This window comes from Streptomyces sp. NPDC048560, assembly GCF_040650955.1.
In the GTDB taxonomy this organism is placed as follows: Bacteria; Actinomycetota; Actinomycetes; order Streptomycetales; family Streptomycetaceae; genus Streptomyces.
In genome coordinates, this window is the sequence record NZ_JBEZIJ010000014.1 from 88,186 (window position 1) to 109,946 (window position 21,761).

The 21,761-nt window shown below is 71.0% G+C and carries 19 protein-coding genes; 6 read left to right on the forward strand and 13 right to left on the reverse strand.

Annotated elements, in window-relative coordinates:
* Window positions 1–216: 216 nt before the first annotated feature.
* The 3 genes from AB0C82_RS31645 to AB0C82_RS31655 form a co-directional block, all read right to left on the reverse strand.
* Window positions 217–1,386, reverse strand: a complete 1,170-nt coding sequence (locus tag AB0C82_RS31645; RefSeq protein WP_362848824.1) for a PP2C family protein-serine/threonine phosphatase — start codon at window positions 1,384–1,386, stop codon at window positions 217–219.
* Window positions 1,387–1,607: 221 nt separating this feature from the next.
* Complete coding sequence (locus tag AB0C82_RS31650) at window positions 1,608–2,402, reverse strand: GNAT family N-acetyltransferase (RefSeq protein WP_362848827.1); 795 nt, start codon at window positions 2,400–2,402, stop codon at window positions 1,608–1,610.
* The gene (locus AB0C82_RS31655; protein ID WP_362848830.1) at window positions 2,399–3,319 is read right to left on the reverse strand and encodes an NADP-dependent oxidoreductase; all 921 of its coding nucleotides are present in this window, start codon (window positions 3,317–3,319) and stop codon (window positions 2,399–2,401) included. The genes AB0C82_RS31650 and AB0C82_RS31655 overlap by 4 nt, the downstream gene beginning before the upstream one ends.
* A 424-nt stretch (window positions 3,320–3,743) precedes the next feature.
* On the opposite strand from AB0C82_RS31655, the gene AB0C82_RS31660 reads away from it, so the two are divergent.
* Window positions 3,744–4,616: an RNA polymerase sigma factor SigF gene (locus AB0C82_RS31660; protein WP_362848833.1), complete on the forward strand. Its 873-nt coding sequence runs from the start codon at window positions 3,744–3,746 to the stop codon at window positions 4,614–4,616.
* A 46-nt stretch (window positions 4,617–4,662) separates the two neighbouring features.
* Here the strand turns inward: AB0C82_RS31660 and AB0C82_RS31665 are convergent, their stop codons facing one another.
* Window positions 4,663–5,565, reverse strand: a complete 903-nt coding sequence (locus AB0C82_RS31665) for an NAD(P)-dependent oxidoreductase (RefSeq protein ID WP_362848836.1) — start codon at window positions 5,563–5,565, stop codon at window positions 4,663–4,665.
* A 55-nt stretch (window positions 5,566–5,620) separates the two neighbouring features.
* Window positions 5,621–6,364, reverse strand: coding sequence for an adenosylcobinamide amidohydrolase (locus AB0C82_RS31670; protein WP_362848839.1), 744 nt, complete (start codon window positions 6,362–6,364; stop codon window positions 5,621–5,623).
* Between the two features lie 294 nt (window positions 6,365–6,658).
* Here AB0C82_RS31670 and AB0C82_RS31675 point away from each other — a divergent pair, with 294 nt between their 5' ends.
* On the forward strand, window positions 6,659–7,663 hold the full coding sequence (locus tag AB0C82_RS31675) for a PRC and DUF2382 domain-containing protein (RefSeq protein WP_362848842.1): 1,005 nt from the start codon (window positions 6,659–6,661) through the stop codon (window positions 7,661–7,663).
* A gap of 166 nt (window positions 7,664–7,829) precedes the next feature.
* Here the strand turns inward: AB0C82_RS31675 and AB0C82_RS31680 are convergent, their stop codons facing one another.
* From AB0C82_RS31680 to AB0C82_RS31700, 5 genes are all read right to left on the reverse strand, one after another.
* On the reverse strand, window positions 7,830–8,774 hold the full coding sequence (locus AB0C82_RS31680; protein ID WP_362848845.1) for a carbohydrate kinase: 945 nt from the start codon (window positions 8,772–8,774) through the stop codon (window positions 7,830–7,832).
* Between the two features lie 225 nt (window positions 8,775–8,999).
* Window positions 9,000–9,263 carry a type B 50S ribosomal protein L31 gene (locus tag AB0C82_RS31685; protein ID WP_362848848.1) on the reverse strand — a complete coding sequence of 88 codons (264 nt, stop codon included), beginning with the start codon at window positions 9,261–9,263 and terminating at the stop codon, window positions 9,000–9,002.
* Between the two features lie 94 nt (window positions 9,264–9,357).
* A complete protein-coding gene (locus AB0C82_RS31690; protein WP_362848850.1) occupies window positions 9,358–10,734 on the reverse strand; it encodes an MFS transporter in 1,377 nt (458 codons plus the stop codon).
* Window positions 10,731–11,345, reverse strand: coding sequence for a helix-turn-helix domain-containing protein (locus tag AB0C82_RS31695; protein ID WP_362848853.1), 615 nt, complete (start codon window positions 11,343–11,345; stop codon window positions 10,731–10,733). The genes AB0C82_RS31690 and AB0C82_RS31695 overlap by 4 nt, the downstream gene beginning before the upstream one ends.
* Window positions 11,346–11,567: 222 nt before the next feature.
* Entirely contained in the window at window positions 11,568–12,452 is an 885-nt protein-coding gene (locus AB0C82_RS31700; protein WP_362848855.1) for an ABC transporter substrate-binding protein, read from the reverse strand.
* A 443-nt stretch (window positions 12,453–12,895) separates the two neighbouring features.
* Between AB0C82_RS31700 and AB0C82_RS31705 the strand changes: the two genes are divergently transcribed.
* Window positions 12,896–13,762 carry a M12 family metallo-peptidase gene (locus tag AB0C82_RS31705; RefSeq protein ID WP_362848858.1) on the forward strand — a complete coding sequence of 289 codons (867 nt, stop codon included), beginning with the start codon at window positions 12,896–12,898 and terminating at the stop codon, window positions 13,760–13,762.
* A gap of 19 nt (window positions 13,763–13,781) precedes the next feature.
* On the opposite strand, the gene AB0C82_RS31710 is transcribed toward AB0C82_RS31705, so the two are convergent.
* Window positions 13,782–14,099: a cupin gene (locus AB0C82_RS31710; RefSeq protein WP_362848861.1), complete on the reverse strand. Its 318-nt coding sequence runs from the start codon at window positions 14,097–14,099 to the stop codon at window positions 13,782–13,784.
* 257 nt (window positions 14,100–14,356) lie between these two features.
* Between AB0C82_RS31710 and AB0C82_RS31715 the strand changes: the two genes are divergently transcribed.
* The gene (locus tag AB0C82_RS31715; RefSeq protein WP_362849227.1) at window positions 14,357–14,884 is read left to right on the forward strand and encodes a YdeI/OmpD-associated family protein; all 528 of its coding nucleotides are present in this window, start codon (window positions 14,357–14,359) and stop codon (window positions 14,882–14,884) included.
* 27 nt (window positions 14,885–14,911) lie between these two features.
* Here AB0C82_RS31715 and AB0C82_RS31720 read toward each other — a convergent pair whose 3' ends face one another.
* Entirely contained in the window at window positions 14,912–15,328 is a 417-nt protein-coding gene (locus tag AB0C82_RS31720) for an acyl-CoA thioesterase (protein ID WP_362849229.1), read from the reverse strand.
* Window positions 15,329–15,655: 327 nt separating this feature from the next.
* Between AB0C82_RS31720 and AB0C82_RS31725 the strand changes: the two genes are divergently transcribed.
* A complete protein-coding gene (locus AB0C82_RS31725; protein ID WP_362848864.1) occupies window positions 15,656–18,679 on the forward strand; it encodes a carbohydrate binding domain-containing protein in 3,024 nt (1,007 codons plus the stop codon).
* Window positions 18,680–18,726: 47 nt separating this feature from the next.
* Here AB0C82_RS31725 and AB0C82_RS31730 read toward each other — a convergent pair whose 3' ends face one another.
* On the reverse strand, window positions 18,727–20,736 hold the full coding sequence (locus AB0C82_RS31730; RefSeq protein ID WP_362848867.1) for a translation factor GTPase family protein: 2,010 nt from the start codon (window positions 20,734–20,736) through the stop codon (window positions 18,727–18,729).
* A 251-nt stretch (window positions 20,737–20,987) separates the two neighbouring features.
* On the opposite strand from AB0C82_RS31730, the gene AB0C82_RS31735 reads away from it, so the two are divergent.
* On the forward strand, window positions 20,988–21,743 hold the full coding sequence (locus AB0C82_RS31735) for a hypothetical protein (protein WP_362848870.1): 756 nt from the start codon (window positions 20,988–20,990) through the stop codon (window positions 21,741–21,743).
* Window positions 21,744–21,761 lie beyond the last annotated feature (18 nt).

A 21,761-nucleotide genomic window follows, 5' to 3' on the forward strand; every position in this document is an offset into this window, starting at 1 on the left:
ACCGTACACCCAAAAATGTCCCGCTGCGACAGAAGTCGCGGCGGGACATCGAGGGGAGGATGCGCCAGGTGGTACGCGCGGAAGGGTGCGCCGGTCCTTGGGCGCGAGGAGGGTGCGCAGTCTCCGCGCGAGGGCAGGCCGCCAGGCCGGAGGCCAGGGCCCTTCGTCCGGATCAGGCCGGACTCAGCGAGCCCGGCCTGATCCGGACGACGGGGCTCAGACCTCGCTGACCAGTTCCGCGGCCGGCCGTTCGGCGCGGCTCGGCGCTTCGGGCCGCTGCTCGCCGGGCGCGGGCACTCCGCGCAGGGCGAGTACCGCTATGTCGTCGCGGCGAACCCCGCCGGTGAAGGCTTCGAGGTCGTCGCGGAGCGCCTGAAGGACCTCTCGCGGCTCCCGGCGCACCCATCCGGCCAGCCGTTCGTCCAGGGGGTAGAAGCTGCCTGAGGCGTCGCGCGCCTCGGTGACACCGTCCGTGCACACCAGGAGGGTGGCGCCGGCCGGGAGGCCGAGATGTTCGGCGGTCCGCTTCTCGGGGCTGAGATCGGCCATGCCCAGCGGTACGGAGGTCCGGCCGAGCCGGACGACGCGAGCCGCGCCGTCGTGCAGCAGCCGGGGCGCGATGTGGCCGCAGTTGACGGCCTCCACACGGCCGTCGGTGTCGAAGCCGAGCACGAGCGCGGTCACGAAACGTTCCGCCTCGCCGCTCCGGGCGGATGAGGCGTTGTGCCGGACGACCGCGTCTTCCAGGGCAGCGGCCACGCCGGTGAGCGTGGCTTCGCGGATGGCCGCCTCGCGGAAGGCACCGAGGACGGCGATGCCCGCGCCCATGGCGGCCAGGCCCTTGCCCTGGACGTCGCCGATGACCACTCGGGTTCCGTGCGGGGACTCGACGACCTCGTAGATGTCGCCGCCGACCAGACGGTCCTCCTCGATGGGCTCGTAGAGCCCGTCGGCGTGGACCTGGTCCGTCAGTACGGGCAGGGGATGCAGGATCTGCCGCTGGATCGCACCGGCCGTGGTCCGCAGCCTGGCGATCTCGACGGCGTGCCTGATGCGCGCGGCGCAGGACCCCACACCGAGGCCGCAGGCCAGCATCGTGAACACGATGCCGAGCACGAGTCCCCCGTACGAGCCGCCTATGAGCACCCGGGACACCACGACGACGGCCGTGATCCAGACCGCGACCGACACGGTCTGGCGGACCGTGCAGTAGACGGAGGCGAGCGCGGGCGCGACCACCAGGAGCGGGATGACCTGGAGGTCCGCTCCGATCAGGTAGTCGAGGACCACGACGAGGGAGGTGAACGCCATCACGAGGCCCGCCAGTGCCCCGTTTCCGATGCGGGAGGCACCCGCCGCCGCCTCCCTGGCTTCGAGGTCCGGCAACCGGGTCGCGTGTGCTGTCCTGCTCCGCCTGAATCCCACGGTCGCCTCATGTCTCCTGTCGCTCGCTCGCCATACCGTCCCTCCCAGTGCACCCGCCGGCGGCCCCTCGTGGCCAGGGGACTTCCGGCCCTCGCGGCGGCGCAAAGGTCCCGGGGCGGGGCGCGCAAGGGCCTTCGGCCCCGCCACCGCGGGGCCGAAGGTCCTGTGTGCGACAGGGCTCCTCAGCGCCGGGCGGCCGTGCGGGGCCCGTCCTCGCGCAGGACGGCGGGCACGGGGTGCAGGGGCACGAGCGCCGAGAGGAAGGCCGTCCGGCGCCGCAGCTCGAAGCCGAGCGATTCGTACAGCCGGACCGCGTTGGTGTTGGACGCGGCCGCGTGAAGGAACGGGATGTCGCCGCGCTCCCTGATGCCGTGCGCTACCGCCAGCACGAGGCGGCCCGCGAGCCCCTGCCCGCGCACGGACTCGTCGGTGCAGACGCCACTGATCTCGGTCCAGCCCGTAGGGTTCAGCCTCTCCCCCGCCATGGCGACCAGTTCGCCCGAGCGGCGGATACCGAGGTAGGTGCCGAGTTCGATGGTGCGCTTGGTGAAGGGACCCGGCCGCGTGCGCTCGACCAGTTCGAGCATCTCCGGTACGTCGTCGGGGCCGAGCAGCACGGCCTCCGGGTCGGGGGCGGCGGCGACGGTCCCGTCGACGAGCTGGACTCCCTCCGCGTGGAAGACGACCTGCCAGTCGGCCGGCGGCGGCTCACGGAAGGCGGCGATGGTGACGGAGCCGCCGGGTCCGGCGAGCGCGGCGACGTCGTCCCAGTCGGGGCCCTCCACATCGTCCGGCAGGGCCACCCACGGAGTGACGTCAGGCGGGTAGCGCAGGATGCGGCCGCGGCGCTCGGCGAAGTGGGCGTGCGGCCCGGTCAGCGACGAGCGGACCGGGTTGTCCAGCGGGTGCGCGCCCGATTCCCCGTGCCCCGGCTCCCCGGGCCGGGCACCGTCCGCGAGAGCGTCGGGGCTACTCATTCGGCCACCTCGATCACGATCTTGCCGCGTGCGTGTCCGCTCTCCACGGTACGCAGGGCCTGACCCGCTTCGGCCAGTGGGAAGGTCTGCGTCACATGGACACGCAGCACACCGTCCACGGCGAGTCGCGCCACCTCGTCGAGCACGGCGGCGTTCCGGGCCCGCCGCACGGCCGCTCCACCGAGCTCGACCACCAGCTGCTTGCCGCCCGCGCTGATCAGTTTCGCGCGGTCGCGGACCAGACCGGCCGCCGTCCTCAGGTCGTCACCGCCGACGAGGTCGTAGACCGCGTCGATGCCGTCGGGGGCGGCAGCGCGGATCCGGTCCTCGAGCCCGGGGCCGTACGGCACGTGGACTGCGCCCAGTGACTCGACCAGGTCCTTCTTCGCCGGGCCGGCGGTGCCGATGACCCGGACGCCGAGATGACGCGCGAGCTGTGTGGCGGCGACACCCACCCCTCCGCCGGCCCCGGTGATCAGCAAGGTCGAGCCGGGTGCCGGGTCCAGCTGACGCACCCCGTCGTAGGCGGTGGCCGCGGCCACCGACAGGGCCGCCGCATCCGAGAACGACAGCGCGTCCGGCTTGTGCGCCGTCACGGCGACGGGCATCAGGGTGTACTCGGCGTATCCGCCGGTCGACGGGCAGCCGAAGACCGCCTGCCCGGGGGCGAAGCCCTCCACCCCCGGGCCGGTCGCCACCACGGTTCCGGACGCCTCGCTGCCGAGCACGGCGGGCAGTGCGGCGGGTGCGCTGCCCGGCCGTGTGTACCCGTTGCGGAGTTTCCAGTCCACGGGGTTGACCCCGGCCGCCCTGACGGCGACGAGCAGCTCGCCAGGTCCGGGTTCCGGCACGGGCAGGTCGGCGAAGGCTTCCGCCTCGGGTCCGCCGTGCCGGGTGAATACGTACGCCTTGGGCATGAGTTCCCTCGCTCCGGTTCTTCTCGTCGGCTGCCCGAGCGGTCGGCCGGCGGTCCGGCAGCCGCGGGGCCCACCTGCGGTAAGTCCGTTCTCCCTGCACGTATTCCCGCACCGGTTCCGTGACCCGGCCGTCCGGCGTCGAAATCAACTCAAAGAGCGTGCGATACCGGCCGGTCGGGCTCCAACTCCCTTACGTATGTGGCACTCTGGAGCTGATCGCCCCACCGGGCTCCCCCGTACCGGTGGGGCGATTCTCCGGTTTTCCGTGCCTCTGCGGGCCTGTTGACGAAGTCCAGGCCGCAAGCGGCGATTTCTGGCCAAAGCCGGTGTATCCCCCGGATCGCGCGCCTCCGCTACGCATGACCGGCAGGGCCCGGGGCAGACGTTCAGACCTCATGGCCAACAACCAGGGGAGCGTGAAGAGATGACGTCGCACACTGCGCGCACCAGCGATGCGCAGGCGATGGGGACCACGGATGCGCTGCCGTGGATCGAGGATGCCGGGAAGGTCGCGCCGAAGGACGCACGCGCACTGTCGAAGATCTTCTTCGACCGGATCCAGGAGCTTGAGGAGGGTACGGCTGAGCACCAGTACGCGCGCAACACCCTCATCGAGATGAACCTGTCGCTGGTCCGCTTCGCGGCGGGCCGCTTCCGCAACCGCGGCAGCGGCGACATGGAGGACATCATCCAGGTCGGAACGATCGGCCTGATCAAGGCGATCGACCGGTTCGACCTGTCCCGCGAGGTGGAGTTCACCTCCTTCGCCGTTCCGTACATCGTCGGCGAGATAAAGCGTTTCTTCCGCGACACCAGCTGGGCGGTCCATGTGCCCCGCCGGCTCCAGGAGTTGCGCGTCGATCTCGCCAAGTCGAAGGAGTCGCTCGCGGCCGACCTGGACCGTGAACCCACGGTCCCCGAACTCGCCGAGCACCTGGGGATCGACGAGGGCGAGGTCACCGAAGGCATCGTCGCCGCCAACGGTTATACGGCGGGGTCGCTGGACATGCCGACCGACACCGCGGAGTCCTGGAAGCTCAGCGCGGGCGGGCGCACCTTCGCCGACGTACTGGGTGAGCCGGACCCGGCCATGGAGAGCGTCGAGAATCTCCACGCACTCGCGCCGCTGCTCTGCGAGCTCGACGAGCGCGAGCGCCGCATCATCGACATGCGGTTCGGCCAGGAGATGACCCAGGCACAGATAGGCGAGCACCTCGGGATCTCCCAGATGCACGTCTCCCGGCTGCTCAGCCGTATGCTCCACAAGCTCCGCAGCGGAATGCTGACGGAGGACTGAGCGCCTCACTCATCCCGGTAGCGGCCGGCGCGGGCACCACCGCCCACTACTCGGCGCGCCCCGCGTAGTAGGTGGCGATCATGTCCTCTGCTCCGTGTCCGGCCGCCTCCGCGCGGGCGAACCGCGCCGTGGAGGCGGCGACCAGATCCAGCTTCACCCCGGCCGCGTCGGCCGCTTCGAGGATGAGCCGGGAGTCCTTGAGCGCCGTGGACAGGGCGAAGCTGGGTGTGAGGTCACCCGACAGGACCGCTCCGGCTTTGCCCTGCAGGTACGGGGTGTCGAGCGGGCCGCCCTTCATGGCGTCGAGGAACACCTGCGGGGCGACACCGATGCCCTCCGCGAGGTTGAGGCATTCGGCGACGCTGTTCACCATGTTGATCACCCAGGTGTTGGCGACCAGTTTCAGCCGCGACGCCGCCCCCTGGTCCTCGCCCACCCACAGGGTGCGCTGCCCGATCGCCTCCAGGACGGGCAGCGCGGTCGCGCGGGCGGTGGAGGGGCCGGAGACGAACACGGTGAGTGTGCCGCGCTCGGCGGGTTCCTTGGTGCCGGACACCGGGGCGTCGAGATAGACGAGCCCCAGTCCTGCGGCCCGGTGCGCCAGGTCCGTGGTGACGTCGGGTCCCACCGTGGAGCACTGCAGCCAGACCTGGCCCGGCCGCAGACCGGGGGTTGCCGCGGTGAGCGTCTCGGCGACGGACCGGCCGTCGTTCAGCGCGGTGAGGATGACATCCGCGCCGCGCACGGCCTCCTCGGCGGTGTCCTTGACGGTGGCTCCATGTGCGGCGAGCGGCCTGGCCTTGTCCTGCGTGCGGTTCCAGACGCGGACCTGGAGACCGGCCCTGAGCAGGCTGCGCGCCATGCCGGAGCCCATGATCCCGGTACCGAGGACCGCGACGGCCAACTGCCCGGGGACGGCAGCGGGCGAGGGGGCGGGAGCGGCTGTCATGCGGGGTTCCTTCCGTCGGCCGCGCCCGGGGGAAGCACGGCGCGGCGGGTGGGACTCAAGACTGCCGCAGCGCGCTCCCCAGCACGGCGCTGTGCACGGCCCTGGCGAGTCGCGCCCCCCAGAGCGAGCGTGGCCCCGCGAAGGGTTCGCCGGAGCTGCCCGCACCGGGTTCCGGTGCGGCGACGCAGACGGCGTCGGTGGGGGTTCCGGAGCAGTCGAGCCCGGCGTCCAGGAGGGCCTGGACCTTGGCCTCGGTGGCGGTGGCGACGGCGTTGACCAGGGCCGCGTCGGAGAGGGCTACGGGCAGGGTCACGACGATGTTGACCGTGCCGGGCGGTGGAGGGCCTTCCACGCCCTCGGCGGGGGCGGCGGCCCACCCCCGTACGCCGAGCCCGGCCGTGACGGTCGCGGTGACGTCCGCCTCGGCCGCCGTGGTGCGGGCGGTGACGTCCGCGGCGGTCATCAGGCCGACGCCGGGTCCGGCGAGGCCCTCGTCCACGGCTATCGCGGCGAGATGGTCCTCCGGGTCCATGCGCGGATAGCCACCGGGCACCTGGGCGTTGAGGATCCAGGCGCGCGGGCCGATGCCGCCGCCGAGTACGGCGCTGCTGCACACCCGCCATCCGGGCCCGAGCCGCCAGACCAGGTGGTGGAGGTCGTGACCGTCCTCCCGCCGGGTCAGCAGCTCCCCACGCTGTTCCGGCGGTCGCAGGCGTACGGAATGGATGGTGGACCCCCGGGCGGCACAGTTGGGACGGCGTCGTCGACAGGTGACGGTCGCCGATGGCCCGACGATCATAGGTGCGCCGGCGACCGCAACCGGATGCGCGTTCGGGCAGGGGCGCGTGAGCTGCCCGTCCGTTCGGGGCGCACGCCTGGAGCACCAGGCCGCCATCACCCGATTGGCCTAACATTGAAAGGGGCCCCCGATCGGCCGGTCGACAGTGCGGGGCCCACCTGCCGAGCCCTCGGCGCCGTGCCCCTGCCGGCCGGGAGGTTGCAGCGTCCATCCGGGTGAGGCGCGATGGAAGTCGGACGCGCCTTCCCTGCTGGACCCACCCACAGGACGCGCCCGGGCAAGGAGGAACCGGCCATGGCAGCCGCAGACGGTTTCACGGATTCCGCAGAGCTTGACGGTCTGAACGTCTACGACAGCGAGGGCGAGAAGGTCGGAAGCGTGGGGCGGGTGTACGTCGACGACGTCACGGGAAAGCCCGACTGGATCACGGTCAAGACCGGCATGTTCGGTATGAAGGAAAGCTTCGTACCGCTCGCCGGAGCCCGCCGTGTCGCCTCCGACCTGCACATCTCCCACCCGAAGGACAAGGTCAAGGACGCCCCGCGGGTCGACGCGGACGCCCACCTGTCCGTATCGGAGGAGGAAGAGCTCTACCGTCACTACGGCCTCACGAAGAAGTCGACCAGTAAGGCCGCCGGACCGGCGGGCGCGGGTACCGGCACGGGACCGGGCGCACCGACCGCGGCCGGCACCGGAACGATGGGCGCCGCCGGTGCGGCCGGCGCGGCCGGAACCGCCCGGGCAGGCACGGGCAAGGCGACGACCGCCGGCACGACCGGCATGGCCAAAACCGGCACCGGCACGGGCAGGCACCGCGACACGGCGGCGACGACGGGCCGTCCGCTCGTGGGCGCCGGGTCCGAACGGTCCGCGGCCGAGCGCGGCCACAAGGACGAGATGATCCGCTCGGAGGAGCAACTGCACGTCGGAACGGAGGAGTACGAGAGCGGAAAGGCCCGCCTCCACAAGTACGTGGTGACCGAGAACGTCACCCGCACCGTGCCCGTCTCCCATGAAGAGGTCCGCGTCGTCCGCGAACCCCTCCTGCCGGACGAGAAGTCCACCGGCCAGACCACCTTCGGTGAGCAGGACGTCGAAGTGACGCTCCACGCGGAACGGGCCACCGTCCGCAAGGAGGCCGTCCCGGTCGAGCGCGTCCGCCTGGAAACCAGCAAGGTCACCGAGCAGAAGGAAGTCTCCGCCGAGGTCCGCAAGGAGAAGATCGACTACGCGGACGGGAAGGACATGGGCAGCGGTAAGGAAACGGGCGGCGAATTCGGCCAGGGACGCCGCCGCTGACCCCCTGTACGCGACGGAGCCACGTACACCGCAAGGCAGGGGGCGGACCCGCGCATCACGGGCCCGCCCCTTCGTCGCGTTCCCGCCGTGCGTCGCGCACCGGCCCTGCGGCCGTGGGCTACCGCCTTCGCGGTCCGCGGTTCGCGCGCAGCCCGTGGGAGCGTCGTCAGAACCGCCCGAGTGCCGCCCGCAGTTCGGCCTCGTCCGGCGGATTCGCCCCGGCCCGCGCGACCGTCACGGCGGCCGAGGCCGCCGCGTGGCGCAGTACCTCGGTCACGGTCTCCACGTCCACGGTGCGCAGCCGGTCCCGGCCTCGCGCGCCGAGCAGTCCGCGTGAGGCGAGCGCGTGCAGCGTTCCCGACATGAACGCGTCGCCCGCACCCACGGTGTCGATGACGTCGGTGGGGAGCGCGCCGACGCTCGCACGAGCGCCGGGAAGGAGCGCGAGCGCGCCCTCGGCGCCACGGGTGACGAGGACGAGGGCGGGCCCGGCGGCCTGCCATCGCGCGGCGATCTTCTCCGGGTCCTCCCCCGGGTACAGCCATGCAAGGTCCTCGTCGCTGGCCTTGACGACATCGCTGAGGGCGACACAGCGCTCGACGCGGCGTACGGCTGTGTCGTGATGCCCCATCAGCTCCGGTCGCACGTTGGGGTCGTAGCTGATACTCGCCGCCGTCCGCGCCGACTCCACGGCGTCCAGCACGCTGGTCGCGCCCGGCTCCACGACTGCGGCGATCGAGCCGGTGTGGACATGCTGGTACGACGCTCCGGAGTACGGTCCCGACGCGGCCGCCGCCAGCGTCCAGGCGATCTCGAAGGTGTACGCGGCCCGGCCGACGTCGTCCAAGGTCACGGCGGCGGAGGGCGTGGGCCCGGTGGCGCCGTCGGTGCGCACGTCCACTCCCGCGCCTTCCAGATGCTCCCTGATCAGCCGCCCGTTTCCGTCGGGGCCCAACTGGGTGAGCAGGGTGGTCTTCCGCCCGAGGCGGGCGAGGCCGTAGGCGACGTTGGCCGGACTGCCGCCGGGGTGGACCTGCTCGGCCGCACCGGGGAGCCGGACGATATCGGCGACGCACTCACCGATGACCAGCACGTCGAGTCTGTCGGGCATGGCGGTGGATCTCCCTGGAACGCGGTGACGAGGGTGTCCCGCCAGGTGGCGCGGCCTCCGGACACATCGCGTCCGGTCCTGCCGCCTACGAGGCGGAAGTCTGTTGTATCAACGACCGGCCGGTCGTCGACGGACACCCCGGTACGGCCGCCGTGACAGCGTGACTCTCCCGGCGCCGGGAGACGGCGCCGGGAGGACTCGGTGCGCAGGGCTCAGGGGGCAGGCTCAGGAGGCGTCCTGGCCGCCCTCCTCCCCGTACCGCCGCTCGAACTTGGCGACCTGGCCCTCGGTGTCGACGACCCGGGCCTTGCCGGTGAAGAACGGGTGGCTCTCGGCGGAGATCTCCACGTCGATCACCGGATAGCTGTTGCCGTCGTCCCAGTCGATGGTCTGCTCGCTCGACGCGGTCGATCTGGTCAGGAAGGCGTACCCGGCGGACCGGTCACGGAAGACCACGGGGCGGTACGCGGGGTGCTTGTCCTGCTGCATGACTGCTCCTGGGAACGTACGGTTTCGGCTCCGGCCAGCCTCGCGAACCGAAGCCCGCCGCGCGATCGCACGCGTCCGTCCGGGGGTGTCCGGTTCAGCGGACCGGCGACCCCGGAGAGGCGGCCTCCTCGACCGGACGGCTGCCTCGCGGGTCGCCGGACGCCGTCCTGCGGGACCACAGGAGCGCCCCCACCATCAGGGCGACGGCGCCGAGCAGCCACGGCAGCGGCCCGGCAGGCAGCGTGCCGACCGCCAGACCGGCCGCGGCGCCCACCAGTTGGGAGGAGAGCGACTGCACCGAGAGGGCAGTGGCCCGGCCCGACGCGTCGACCCGTCCGTGCAGCAGCTCGTTCTCGCTGGGACCCGCCGCTCCGAGCCCCAGATACACCAGGCCGTATCCGCCGACGGCCAGGGCCATCGGGGCCAGGCCCGACGAGGTCACGGTGGCGCCGAGGAGCAGAAGGCCGGTCGCGCCTGCCGCGAGCCCCACCAGGACGGCGCGCTCACCGCTGCCGGCGAGCCGGGCGACGAGCGGCGCGAGCCGGCTGCCCAGCGCCGAGCAGACGAATCCGGCCGAGGCGAGTCCGGCGAAGAGCACCGCGCCGGTCTCCGCCGCTCCGGTGAGCTCGGCGGCACGGCCGGGCGTGAGCAGTTCGAGTGCGGCCAGCGCGGTGCCCGCCGCGCCCGCGGTCAGCAGGATCCTGCGGACCAGGGCGTCTCGGGCGCCGAGCCGCAGCCCGTCCGCGATCGTGGCCGGGACGCCGCGCAGCACACCGCGCAGGGTGGCCGGCGCCCTCGGTGGTTCGGGCAGCGCTGCCAGGACGTAGAGCACGAAGCCGATCTCGACGACCGCGCCCAGGAGCGCCGGGACGGAGAGCGGCAGGACGAGGCCGGAGGTGTGTGTACGGAGCCCGGCGGCGAGGCCGGGGACGAGCCCGAGCAGCCAGGGCAGGGCGCCGCCGAGGAGCGTTCCCACGGCGAGCGCGGCCGAGGAGGCGGCGCTGCCGCGTGCCAGGCCCGTCCGGAGAGCGGCATCGGCCCCGGACTGCGCATGGACCGTGTCGACGTACCAGGATTCGGCCGGTCCGCTGGACAGGGCGCGGGCAGCTCCCATCAGGATCATGCCGGAGGTGAGCACCCACGCGGCCGTGCCGAGGCCGATGAGGGCGAGGGCCGCCAGATTGAAGAGACCGGCGGCGGCCAGCACGGCGCGGCGGCCGATGACGTCCGAGAGGCCGCCGGTGGGCAGTTCGAGAGCGGCGGCGGTGAGGGAGTGGGCGGCGAAGATTCCCGCGACGGCGGCAAGGGTCATGCCCCGCTCGGTGAAGAGCAGCACCAGCGGGGCGAGGCTCAGGCCGAGGGGCAGCCAGAAGAGGAACGACACGGTGACGAAACGACGCCGAGCGGTGAGTTCGTCGGTGATGGGCGCGGCATGGGGTCCGCGGCGGGACGCGGAGCGCTCGGCGGTCACGAAGCGCCTTCCGGGTCCGTGCCGGGCGCCCCGCCGGCCAGCGGAAGGCCCGCGGTGACCACGACGACGTGTTCGGCTCTCGGGTCCGAGGCGTCGCGCGCGGTCAGTTCGGCGAGCTTGGTGTCGAAGGCGGTCCACAGCTCACGGAGGGACTCCGGTGTCAGCCGGGGCATCAGGTCGCTCACGTTCGACGGTTCCTGCCACTCCGCACCGAGCCGCCCGGTCTCCATGTCCGCCTCGTGCTGGGCGAGCGTGCTCCGCAGGTGCTCGATCTGCCGCCGGCGCAGGGCCCCGAGGGCGGCCCGGCTGCCGGGCGTGGCGTGCATGGCCTCGTTGTTCCAGGAGGTGAGGGCGTGCACGGACTTCCAGCGGCGTTCCCGGCTGTCGCGGTGCTCCGCCTCGGCCACGAAGGCGTACTTGGCCAGCACCCGGAGGTGGTAGCTGGTGGAGGCGGAGGTCTCCCCCGTCCTGGCCGCCAGCTCGCTCGCGGTTGCCGGGCCGTGCTGCCGCAGCAGCCCGAGCAGCCGGATGCGCAGGGGGTGGGTGAGGGCCTTCAGGGCCGCCGCGTCCCGTTCGGGATCGAGTACGCGGCGCTGGTCGTCGCTGTCCATGGCGGCAGCCTAGAACGAGCCGACTCCTTTCCCAAGACATTTTTGCAAAATATATTCGGGAGATATGGGAAGCCTGTAGGCCTCCTCCCCGGCCTTACTCAGCCCTCGCCCCCGCGGGGCTCGACCCTCCTCCCCGCCGGGCTCAGCACGTCCCCGCCGGACTCAGCACGTCCCCGCCGGACTCAGCACGTCCCCGCCGGACTCAGCACGTCCCCGCCGGACTCAGCGCTCGTTGCCCACCGCCTCCAGGGCGTCCGCCACGAGGGTCAGAAACCGTGCGTGGGCCCGTGGGCCGCACAGGGGTTCCGGATTCCACGGCACGACGCGAGCCGACTCCCACAGCGCCGGTCCGTCCGGTGCCGCGGTGAACGCGTCGAACGAGGTGGCGTGGGCCCTGACGTCCGCGAGAACGAGATGCGGCCGCAACCGCGCCGCGTGCACCCGGTCCACCGTCGACCAGCTGGCACCCGGCCCTTCGGCCGGATCGATCACGTTCACCCCGAGCTCGGCCAGCACCCGCAGCTCGGGCCACATCCCCGGGCGGGCGAGGTGGACCTCCTCCCGGCCGGCCGGTGAGAGCGCCAGCACCTGGGGCCGCTCCCGCGCGGCGGCCACCTCGCGCAGCCGTTGAGCCGCGGCCGCCACCTCCCGGTCGGCGGCAGCGGCGGATCCGGCACCGAGCGAGCGTGCCAGTTCGGCGAACCGCTCACCGATCTCGGCGAAACCGCGGGCCCGGCCCACGTCGATCACCACGACCGGGATCTGCTCCTCCAGATGCTTGGCGGTATCGGGAGCGAGGCCGTAGACCTGTCCCCCGCCGTAGGAGACGGCGACGACGAGATCCGGCGCTCCACGCAACAGGGTCTCGATGTCCAGGGCACCGCCCGCGCCCACGTAGTCGACCGAGTCCAGCGGCAGGCCGCCCGCCTTCGCCGGATCGGGTGTGGGCCCGTCGTGCCCGGATCCGAAGATGCCCTCGGACCGCACCCCGTAATCCCACAGGGTCGCACCCGCCTGGATGTACGCGAGTATCCGGACCGGACGGCGTGCGGCCGTCGACACCTGCCCCCGGTCGTCCGAGAATCGCCATGCGCTCTGTTCCGTCACGTCGTCCCACCCCTCTGCACCGGCTCCCCGGACTTGCCGGGCTCGCACAGCTGTACCTGCCCAGCCCGTTGGCGCCACACCCCTCGGTGGACGGTCCGTACGGGACAGGCGCCAACGAGCCGGAGCCCCAGGGGTGAAGGAGCCTCCGACCGCCGCGACGACAGTGAACTCCCGTGACACAAGGCCCAGTTGACGTGACGTCGGCAAGGCGCCGACAGTCCTGCGGCCTCACAGGGAGACCGGCACCAACTGACTGACGGCACCGCTCGATTGGCCGCGGACGGCCAGGGTGGGGGATGCCGCCCGCACCGGTCGCCGGTCGGGGTGAATTTCACTCGTTCCACATCCGGGCACGAGCACATCCCCTCACCACCTGTTAGACATGGGTAACCCGTGGTGATCATCTACGCCCCTCTTCCGTTGCGCCGAGAAGGAACCCCCGTATGCTCTCGACCGCCCTCCGGATCGCGCTGACCGCGACCGTCGGAGCCTCACTCTGCGCCGCATCCCCCTCCGGCCCCCCGGCGGTCCCTGACCCCGCGGCCGCGACCCCCGCACCCGCGCCCGCCGGTGACGGCTGTCCCGTCGTCGACGTGATGGTCCTCTACACGCCCAAGGCCGCCGCCGAGGTCGGTGGAGGCCACCGGGTGTCCGAGTCCGCGCAGCAGATCGCCATCCGTATGAACCGCTCGCTCAAGGAGAGCGGTGTGTGCGGCTCCCTCCGGATCGTCCATGCCCAGACGGCGACCGAGTACGACGGCTCGGAAGACTTCGCCCCGGCGCACCAACGGCTGAAGGACAGGAGCGATCCGACGCTGGGCGGGCCGGCCCACGAGCTGCGCGAACGGTTCGCGGCGGATCTCGTCACCGTCATGGTGAACCGTCAGGAGACGGGCGGCGGCATCGCGGACTACAGCTCCGCGCTCAGCGAGGCCACCAGCGAGCAGGCGTATTCGGTCGCCGACGTCAAGGGCATCGCACTCGACTCGGCCAGTCACGAGATCGGGCACAACCTGGGCCTGGCCCATGACCGTACGACGATGGCGACGGACCCGGGCGGCGGGATGAAGGTCAGCGAGGAACGGCCGTACAACACGGGCTGGATCACCCCGGACCGCAGGTACTACACCATCATGGCGTACGGGTCCTCGTGCGGTGACTGCACCGGGGTCGGGCAGTTCTCCAACCCTGACAGGAAGTGGAACGGGCAGCCCTTGGGCGACGCCTCGAACAACAGCGCTCGCGCGCTCGGCGAGACGCTGCCCGTGGTCGCCGCGTACCGTACGCCCCCTGGCCCGTTCGGGCCCTGACCTGCCCGGGGTGAAGGACTCAGTCGTTCACCGCGGTCAGCAGCACCACCGCGTCCTCCAGTGCGAGCAGCCCGTGCCGCTCCTGAGGGATCGGGTGCAGGGCTCCCGCGGAGAGGTCCACGTCGCCGGAGGCCGCGGTGAGGCGCACGGCGCCGCTGAGCACCTGGAGGGATGCGGCGGGCGGTGCGTTGTGCTCGTCGAGGGCCGACCCGCCCGTCAGGGCGATGACCGTCTGCCGGAGGGTGTCCTCGTGCAGCAGCAGGTGGGCGCTGCGGCCGTGCGCGGAGGTACGGGCCAGGGCCAGGTGCTCGACGGCGAGAGCGTTCAGATCGTCCATATTTCCACTCTGCCACGAGGCCGGGCCGCGCGTTCGGCACCGGCCTCGTCCCCCACGCCGGATACCGGCCCACCGACTTCCGGCCGAACACCGTCCCGCCCGGGAAGCCGACGGCCCTATCAGGACGGAAACTGTCCTGATGGACGCCTACCGTGTCCCGGGACAGCGGCACGCGCACACTCCCGGAGGCGGCAGTGCAGACAGAGGCGACGGGGGCATCCGGCCCCGAGACACGGTTCTTCGAGCGGGCCGCGGATCTGGAGTCCTGGCTCGAAGCCCACCACGCGACCAGCCCCGCGCTGTGGATCAGGGTCGCGAAGAAGGCCTCGGGCATCACGTCTGTCAGCGCGGCCGAGGTGATCGAGTCAGCGATCTGCTACGGCTGGATCGACGGGCAGCGCATGTCCTTCGACGGGACCTACTATCTCCAGAAGATCACGCCCAGGCGGCCCAGGAGCACGTGGTCCCTGGTCAACGTCCGCAAGGTGGAGGCCCTGACGGCGGCCGGCCGGATGCGTGAGCCGGGCCTTGCCGAGGTGCGGGCGGCGAAGGCCGACGGGCGGTGGGCGGCGGCGTATCCCTCGCAGAGCGAGGCAACCGTCCCGCCCGACCTGGAAGCCGCGCTGGCCGGGAACGCGCAGGCCGCCCGCCACTTCGAGCAGTTGAGCAGGTCGGCCCGGTACCTGGTGATCCTGCGGCTCGCGACGGCGCGGACGCCCGGCGTCAGGTCAGCCAGGCTGCGCAGGATGACGGAGCGTCTGGCGGCGGGCGAGCCGATCCGCTGACCGGACGGACGCGCCGTCACCGGCGCTTCAGGCGCCGAGAAGTGACGGATTCTCGGCGAGGGCCGCGAGGTGACCCCCGGGGTCCGCGATCAGCCTGCGGGTGTTGAGATCGAGCATCCCTCCGACACCGGTGATCTCAGCGGCGACCGTGCCGTCCTCCTTGATGATCTGCTGCTCGATCCGGAAGGTCTTGCCTGCCCCGTAGAGGAACGCGCAGGTCACCCGGACCTTGTCCCCGCCGCGCAACTCCTTGGCGTACTTCACCGTGACTTCCAGTGCCACCGGGCCCACCCCGGAGGCCAGCAGTTTCTCCTGCGGCAGCCCGGCGCCCCTCAGCAGTTCCCACCGGGCGTGCTCGGCGTACTGGAGATAGACGGCCTGGTTCAGATGTCCCTGCGTATCGAGTTCGTAGCCACGGACGGTCACGTCAACAAAGAAGCTCACGAACACCTGAACACGCAGGAACATTCCGTCATTCCTGGACGGGTCGCCCCGCCGTACCTGACGGGGCGACCCGCCCTTCCTGTACGGGTCGCCCGGCGTCCGGCCGTCGGGGCGTCAGAACCCTTTACGCGGCTGTCATGCACGGGTAACTTCCTGATCGCAAAACCTTGCAGCAAAATTCTGGCAGCGCTTGCTGCCGGGATGCATTGCTCGCCCGGACCCGAGGCGCGTCAGGTTCTCCGGCGGGACTTCCGCGGCAGCTCACGGAGCGGCCGCGCTGTCGGCAGCCGCGGTCCACCCGCCCGCGGCCCTCCCCTGGAGACATCCATGAAACGAACCCCTCCCCGACTGCTCGGACGCCCCCTCGCGGCGGCCGTGGCGGCCGCCTGCCTGCTGGGGCTCCTCACCGCGCTGCCCCGGACCCCGGACCCCGGTCCCGCCATCGCCCCCGCGGCATCCGCGGAGTCCTCGACGACCGTCTTCTACTACACCGGGACCAAGAACTGGACGGCGTACAACCTTCATTACGCCCCGGACGGCGGGTCCTGGACCACCGTCCCAGGGATACGGATGGAGGCGGCGTGCACGGACTGGGTGAAGCACACGGTCCCGCTGGGCAGCGCGTCGGGCCTCGCCGCGACCTTCAACAACGGCTCAGGGGTCTGGGACAACAACAACGGCAGAAACTACGCGCTGGGCACCGGGAACATCACGGTGAAGGACGGCGTGATCGCCCACAGCGACCCGTGCGCGGGCACGGACCCCGGCCCCACCCCCGGTCCGGGAGAGGGAAACACCGCCTCCGTCTACTACTCGACGGCCACCGTCGGCTGGACGACCACCAACCTTCACTACCAGCCCGCAGGGGGTGCCTGGACCACAGTCCCCGGCGTGGGCATGGAGGCCGCGTGCACCGGCTGGGTGAAACGCTCGGTCGCCCTCGGGACGGCAACGGGGATGCAGGCCGCCTTCAACAACGGCAACGGTGTGTGGGACAACAACAACGGCGGTAACTACACCATCCCCGCGGGCCTGACCACGGTGAAGGACCGGGTGGTCACTGCCGCCGCGAAGGACCCGTGCGCCGCCGAGGTACCGGACACCGAGGCGCCGACCGCCCCGTCGAAGGTCACGGCGGACGCCGACGGCGTATCCGTCGTGCTGTCGTGGGAACCGTCCACCGATGACCGCGCGGTGACCAGGTATCAGGTGACGAGGACCGGCGGAACGAAGGGCTCCGTGGTCACCGACGTCGGCTCCACCGTCCACTCCGACACCGGCCTGGAGGAGCGGACGGCCTACTCCTACACCGTCAGGGCCGTCGACGCGGCGGGGAACGTGTCGGCCGCCTCGGCCCCCGCCACGGCGACCACCGGCGAGAAGCCCACGGCGCCGGCCTCCGGCACACCGCTGGGCACCGACCCCCGCAAGGACCCGATCTACTTCGTCCTCACGGCGCGCTTCAACGACGGCGAGAGCGCCAACAACCGGGGCGGCAGCCAGCACACGAAGTCGGGCAACGCCGCCAACAACGATCCGATGTTCCGCGGTGACTTCAAGGGCCTCGTCGACAAGCTCGACTACATCAAGGGCCTCGGCATGTCGGCCGTCTGGATCACCCCGGTGGTGCTCAACCGGTCCGACTACGACTACCACGGCTACCACGGCTACGACTTCTACGAGGTCGACTCGCGGCTGGAGTCGGCCGGCGCCTCGTACCAGGACCTCATCAACGCCGCCCACGCCAAGGGCATGAAGATCTACCAGGACGTGGTCTACAACCACTCCTCACGCTGGGGCGCCAAGGGCCTGTTCACCCCGAAGGTCTACGGCGTGCGGGACGCGCAGTGGAGCTGGTACTACGACGAGAAGAACGAGGGCTTCGAGTACGACGGTCTGACCGTCGAGCCCAAGTCCGGGAAGTCGTACTACAACGGCGACCTGTGGTCCACGGCGGAGCCGACGGGCAACACCTGTCTGAACTGGGGGAAGCCCACTCAGAACAGCTCACCCGAGGGCTACCGCATCTACAACTGCCAGTGGCCGAACCCCACTTCGGGCATGTTCCCGAAGGCGTACTACCACAACTGCTGGATCGGGAACTGGGAGGGCGAGGACTCGCGCAGCTGCTGGATCCATGACGACCTCGCCGACTTCAACACCGAGAGTACCCCGGTGCAGAACCATCTGATCGGCGCGTACAACAAGTACATCGACATGGGTGTCGACGGCTTCCGCGTCGACACCGCCGTGCACATCCCGCGCACCACCTGGAACCGGCGCTTCCTGCCCGCGATCCAGGAGCGCGTCACGTCCCGGTTCGGGGCCGAGGCCGCGAAGAACTTCTTCGTGTTCGGCGAGGTGGCGGCGTTCGTCAACGACAAGTGGAACCGCGGCTCGGTCAATCACTCCGCCCAGTTCTATACCTGGAAGGAGCGCAAGGAGTACAGCGCGGACGACGAGAAGGCCGCGCTGGAGATGTACGACTACGAGCAGCAGCAGGGCACCGGCTCGCAGCCCGTATCGGACAACGCCTTCCTGAACGGAAACACGTACCACGCACCGGACCGCAGCAGGTTCTCCGGGATGAACGTCATCGACATGCGGATGCACATGAACTTCGGTGACGCGAACAACGCGTTCCACAACGGCAAGGACTCGGACGACAGTTACCACGACGCCACGTACAACGTCGTCTACGTCGACAGCCACGACTACGGCCCCAACAAGAGCAGCGAGCGGTACGCGGGCGGCACGGACGCCTGGGCCGAGAACATGTCCCTGATGTGGACGTTCCGCGGCATTCCCACGCTGTACTACGGCTCGGAGATCGAGTTCCAGGCCGGCAAGAAGATCGACTGCGGTCCGACCTGCCCGCTGGCGACCACCGGCCGCGCGTACTACGGCGACCACCTCGCCGGCACGGTGGAAGCACCGGACTTCGGCAAGGTCGCCTCGGCGACCGGGGCGGTGGCCGCCACACTGGAGAAGCCACTGGCCAAGCACGTGCGGCGGCTCAACGAGATCCGGCGCGCGGTGCCCGCGCTCCAGATGGGCCAGTACTCCACCGAGGGCATCAGCGGCTCGATGGCGTACAAGCGCCGCTACACCGACGCGGCGAGCGGCACCGACAGCTTCGCGCTGGTGACGGTCAGCGGCGGCGCCACGTACTCGGGCATTCCCAACGGCACCTACAAGGACGCCGTCACCGGCGACACGAAGGTGGTGACGGGCGGAACCCTCTCGGTGCCCGCTCCGGGCAAGGGCAATCTGCGGGTGTACGTCCTCGACCTCGGCGGGAAGAACGCGGCCCCGGGCAAGATCGGGACGTCGGGCGCCTACCTCAAGTAGCGGACGGCGGTGGACCGGGGCGTGCCTGGCCGGCACGCCCCGGTCCGTCAGGCCCCGGCTGCCACACGGCGCAGTGTCCGCAGCAGGTACTCCTTGCGGTGGAGTGGATCGTTGTCCGTACGCGGCCGGTCCGGGACGGGCCCGCTGACCGGGCGGTACAGCGCGAACGCGGACTCCAGCACTCCCTCGCCCCGTGTCAGCTCGGGCAGCAGTTGCTGGAGCTCGTGTACCCGGGCCGCCGGGATCTCCCCTTCCAGTACGCAGACATCGCCTCGCACGTCGGGCGTGCCGGGGACGGCGCGCAGCCGGGCGAGTACGGGCACCAAGGGGCCGAAGGTGTCGGACGGGAGGTCGATACGGAAGTGGTGCATCGGCTCGTGCACCGTGGTGCCCGCCTCTCGCAGGGCGCTCATCAGCACGAGCGGCGTCAGACCGCGGAAATCACCCGCGGTACTCGACATGGACTTGTCGAACACCGCGTGGGAATGACTCTGCCGCGGCCAGTAGCCGGAATGTGTCATGGTGACGGTGCAGTCGGTGACCCGCCAGCCGTGAATTCCCTGCTCCAGCGTGGTCAGCACGGTTTCCTCCACGGCCCGCATGAGCGAGTACGGCATGGAGCCGAGTTCCACCTCCCGCCGGAACTCCACCCCGCTGCCGACCGGTGCGGGATCCACCCGCAGGCCGACGGTGGCGAGGAACGGATTGGGCTCCTTGTCGATGATCTCGAACGCCGCGCCGGAACCCGCGGGCCGTTCCAGACAGATGGTCGTGGTCTCCCGGAAGGTGACATCGACACCGAAGTCGTTCGCGAGGGTGGCCTGGATGACCTCCTTCTGCACCTCTCCGTAGAGCGACACGGACACTTCCTGCCGGAGGTCGTCCTGGCGCAGGTTGATGAGCGGGTCCTGCTCGGCGAGCCTGCCGAGCGCGAGATGCAGCGCTCCCCGGTCGGTGCCGGGGCCGGGGACGACGACCGTCTCCAGGGTCGGCGGCGCGAAGTGGTGACGCACCGGCTCGGCGGCCGCATCGCCGATGGTGTCGCCGATGCGGATGTCACCGAGTCCGTGGATCGTGCCGATACGGCCGGCCGCGACCGAGGCGCTGCGGATCTCGGCGCCGCCGTCGAAGACGCTGATCCCCGAGACCTTGCCCTCCCTCTCCCGGCCGTCCGCACCACGGAACCGCAGCACGTCGCGCGTGCGCAACGTTCCGGAGACCATGCGTACGTACGCGGCCTTCTCCCCCGCCGGGCCTCGGTCGATCTTGAACACGGTGCCGGAGGCGGGGGCGAGCGCGTCCGCCTGTGCCGTGGGCAGCAGCTCGGTGATGCCCGCGATCAGCTCGGGGACGCCCGCGCCGGTGACCGCCGAGCCGAAGAACACCGGGTGGACGAGCGACTGCCCCGTCTGCACCGCCAGTGCGTCGCGGAGTCTGCGGTACGGGACGGTCTCCGGGGCGTCGACGTACGCGGCGAGCAGGTCGTCGTCGCGGGAGGTCAGCAGATCGACGAGATGGGCGCCGAACGCGGTGTCCGCCTCCGTGAAAGCCGTACCGCGTGCCTGGCGGGTGCCGAGTCCCTCGGCGCCGCCCATCGCGACGATGTCCGGGGACAGCCGCTCGGCGATGCTCTCCAGGAGGGTTCCGTACTGCGCCCCGCGGCGGTCGATCTTGTTGACGAAGACCAGAGTGGGGATACGCAGCCTGCGCAGGGCGCGCATCAGGACGCGGGTCTGCGCCTGGACGCCTTCCACCGCGGAGATGACGAGGACGGCCCCGTCGAGCACGCCGAGTACGCGTTCCACCTCGGCGATGAAGTCGGGGTGGCCGGGGGTGTCGATCAGATTGACCGCGATGCCGTCGACGACGAACGAGACGACCGCGGACTTGATCGTGATGCCACGCTGCCGTTCCAGGGCCAGTGAATCGGTCTGCGTGTTTCCGTCGTCGACGCTGCCGATTTCGTCGATGACTCCGGCGGCGTGCAGCAGCCGCTCGGTGAGGCTCGTCTTACCGGCGTCGACGTGCGCCAGGATTCCCAGATTCAACGTGTGCATGAAGCTTCAGGTCCTTGAGAGAGGGGTCAATTCCTGTCTGGGTGGACACAGAAGCTCGGCGCATCATCATCTCCGGGTGGGTGGTCGGTACGTGCGACGTCGGGATTACAGCAGGAGGCCCGAGCGACGGGCAACCGGATTAGTGCGAGTGCGCACAGGAGCCGGGCGCTGAGTAGCCGTACTCATGGCCTCGGCCCTCCCGGACGGGACCATGTGCGACACGGGACCACGGGTTCGAGCATGGGGGCGGCATGGGGAAGTTGCTGGGGGCCTTGCTGGCACTGGCGGTGACGGCCGGGGCGCTGTCACTCGCGTACACGGCGGGCGCTTCGCCGTCGCTGATCCTGGGAGCGGCGGCGGGCGCTCTGTGCCTGCTGTGGCTGATCGTGTTGCTGACGGTGCCGTGGAATCTCTATTTCCGGGCGCACACGGTGCTGGCCGAGATCCGCGTGAGCCGCGAGAAGGGACTGGAGGTCTCGGAGGAACGGGACGCGGAGGCCGCACGCATCGCGCGCCTGATGCTGCGGGCGGCGGTCTCCGGACACGTCCTGACGGCCTGCCTGGTGGGGGCGGTCACCGCCGCTGCGGATGGCGCGACGGGGTACTGGTTCGCCGGCTTCTGTCTGCTGAGCACCTTCTTCCGGCCTGCGGGTGCCTACTTCTCCCAACTGCGCGGACGGCTCGGCACGCTGCTGAAGGACGTGACCTATCCCCGCGACGACGTGCTGGAACTGCGCAGACTGGTCGCGGAGATACAGAGCGGGGCCCGGGTACTGGAGGAGAGGACGGAGGAGCAGTACCGCTCCCTCGCCGAACTCCGCCGGACCGTCGACGCGTTGGGCGCCTCGGTGCACGAGCGCGCCGACGGGTCGGACCGCAGGATCACCGCGCTGGCCGGGGAGTTCGAGTCGACGGTGAACCGCTTGACCGACAACCAGGAGATCATCACCGGCCTCAAGGCGTTTCTGCGGCTGCTGCGGACGGCCGACGGGAGTGCTCTTCCGTGACCTCCCGCCCGTGTCCGG

Coding starts and splice junctions, on each gene's coding strand:
- AB0C82_RS31650 (WP_362848827.1), bottom strand. CDS start 2,402: ATGAGTAGCCCCGACGCTCTCGCGGACGGTGCCCGGCCCGGGGAGCCG.
- AB0C82_RS31655 (WP_362848830.1), bottom strand. CDS start 3,319: ATGCCCAAGGCGTACGTATTCACCCGGCACGGCGGACCCGAGGCGGAA.
- AB0C82_RS31660 (WP_362848833.1), top strand. CDS start 3,744: ATGACGTCGCACACTGCGCGCACCAGCGATGCGCAGGCGATGGGGACC.
- AB0C82_RS31665 (WP_362848836.1), bottom strand. CDS start 5,565: ATGACAGCCGCTCCCGCCCCCTCGCCCGCTGCCGTCCCCGGGCAGTTG.
- AB0C82_RS31670 (WP_362848839.1), bottom strand. CDS start 6,364: ATGATCGTCGGGCCATCGGCGACCGTCACCTGTCGACGACGCCGTCCC.
- AB0C82_RS31675 (WP_362848842.1), top strand. CDS start 6,659: ATGGCAGCCGCAGACGGTTTCACGGATTCCGCAGAGCTTGACGGTCTG.
- AB0C82_RS31680 (WP_362848845.1), bottom strand. CDS start 8,774: ATGCCCGACAGACTCGACGTGCTGGTCATCGGTGAGTGCGTCGCCGAT.
- AB0C82_RS31685 (WP_362848848.1), bottom strand. CDS start 9,263: ATGCAGCAGGACAAGCACCCCGCGTACCGCCCCGTGGTCTTCCGTGAC.
- AB0C82_RS31695 (WP_362848853.1), bottom strand. CDS start 11,345: ATGGACAGCGACGACCAGCGCCGCGTACTCGATCCCGAACGGGACGCG.
- AB0C82_RS31705 (WP_362848858.1), top strand. CDS start 12,896: ATGCTCTCGACCGCCCTCCGGATCGCGCTGACCGCGACCGTCGGAGCC.
- AB0C82_RS31710 (WP_362848861.1), bottom strand. CDS start 14,099: ATGGACGATCTGAACGCTCTCGCCGTCGAGCACCTGGCCCTGGCCCGT.
- AB0C82_RS31725 (WP_362848864.1), top strand. CDS start 15,656: ATGAAACGAACCCCTCCCCGACTGCTCGGACGCCCCCTCGCGGCGGCC.
- AB0C82_RS31730 (WP_362848867.1), bottom strand. CDS start 20,736: ATGCACACGTTGAATCTGGGAATCCTGGCGCACGTCGACGCCGGTAAG.
- AB0C82_RS31735 (WP_362848870.1), top strand. CDS start 20,988: ATGGGGAAGTTGCTGGGGGCCTTGCTGGCACTGGCGGTGACGGCCGGG.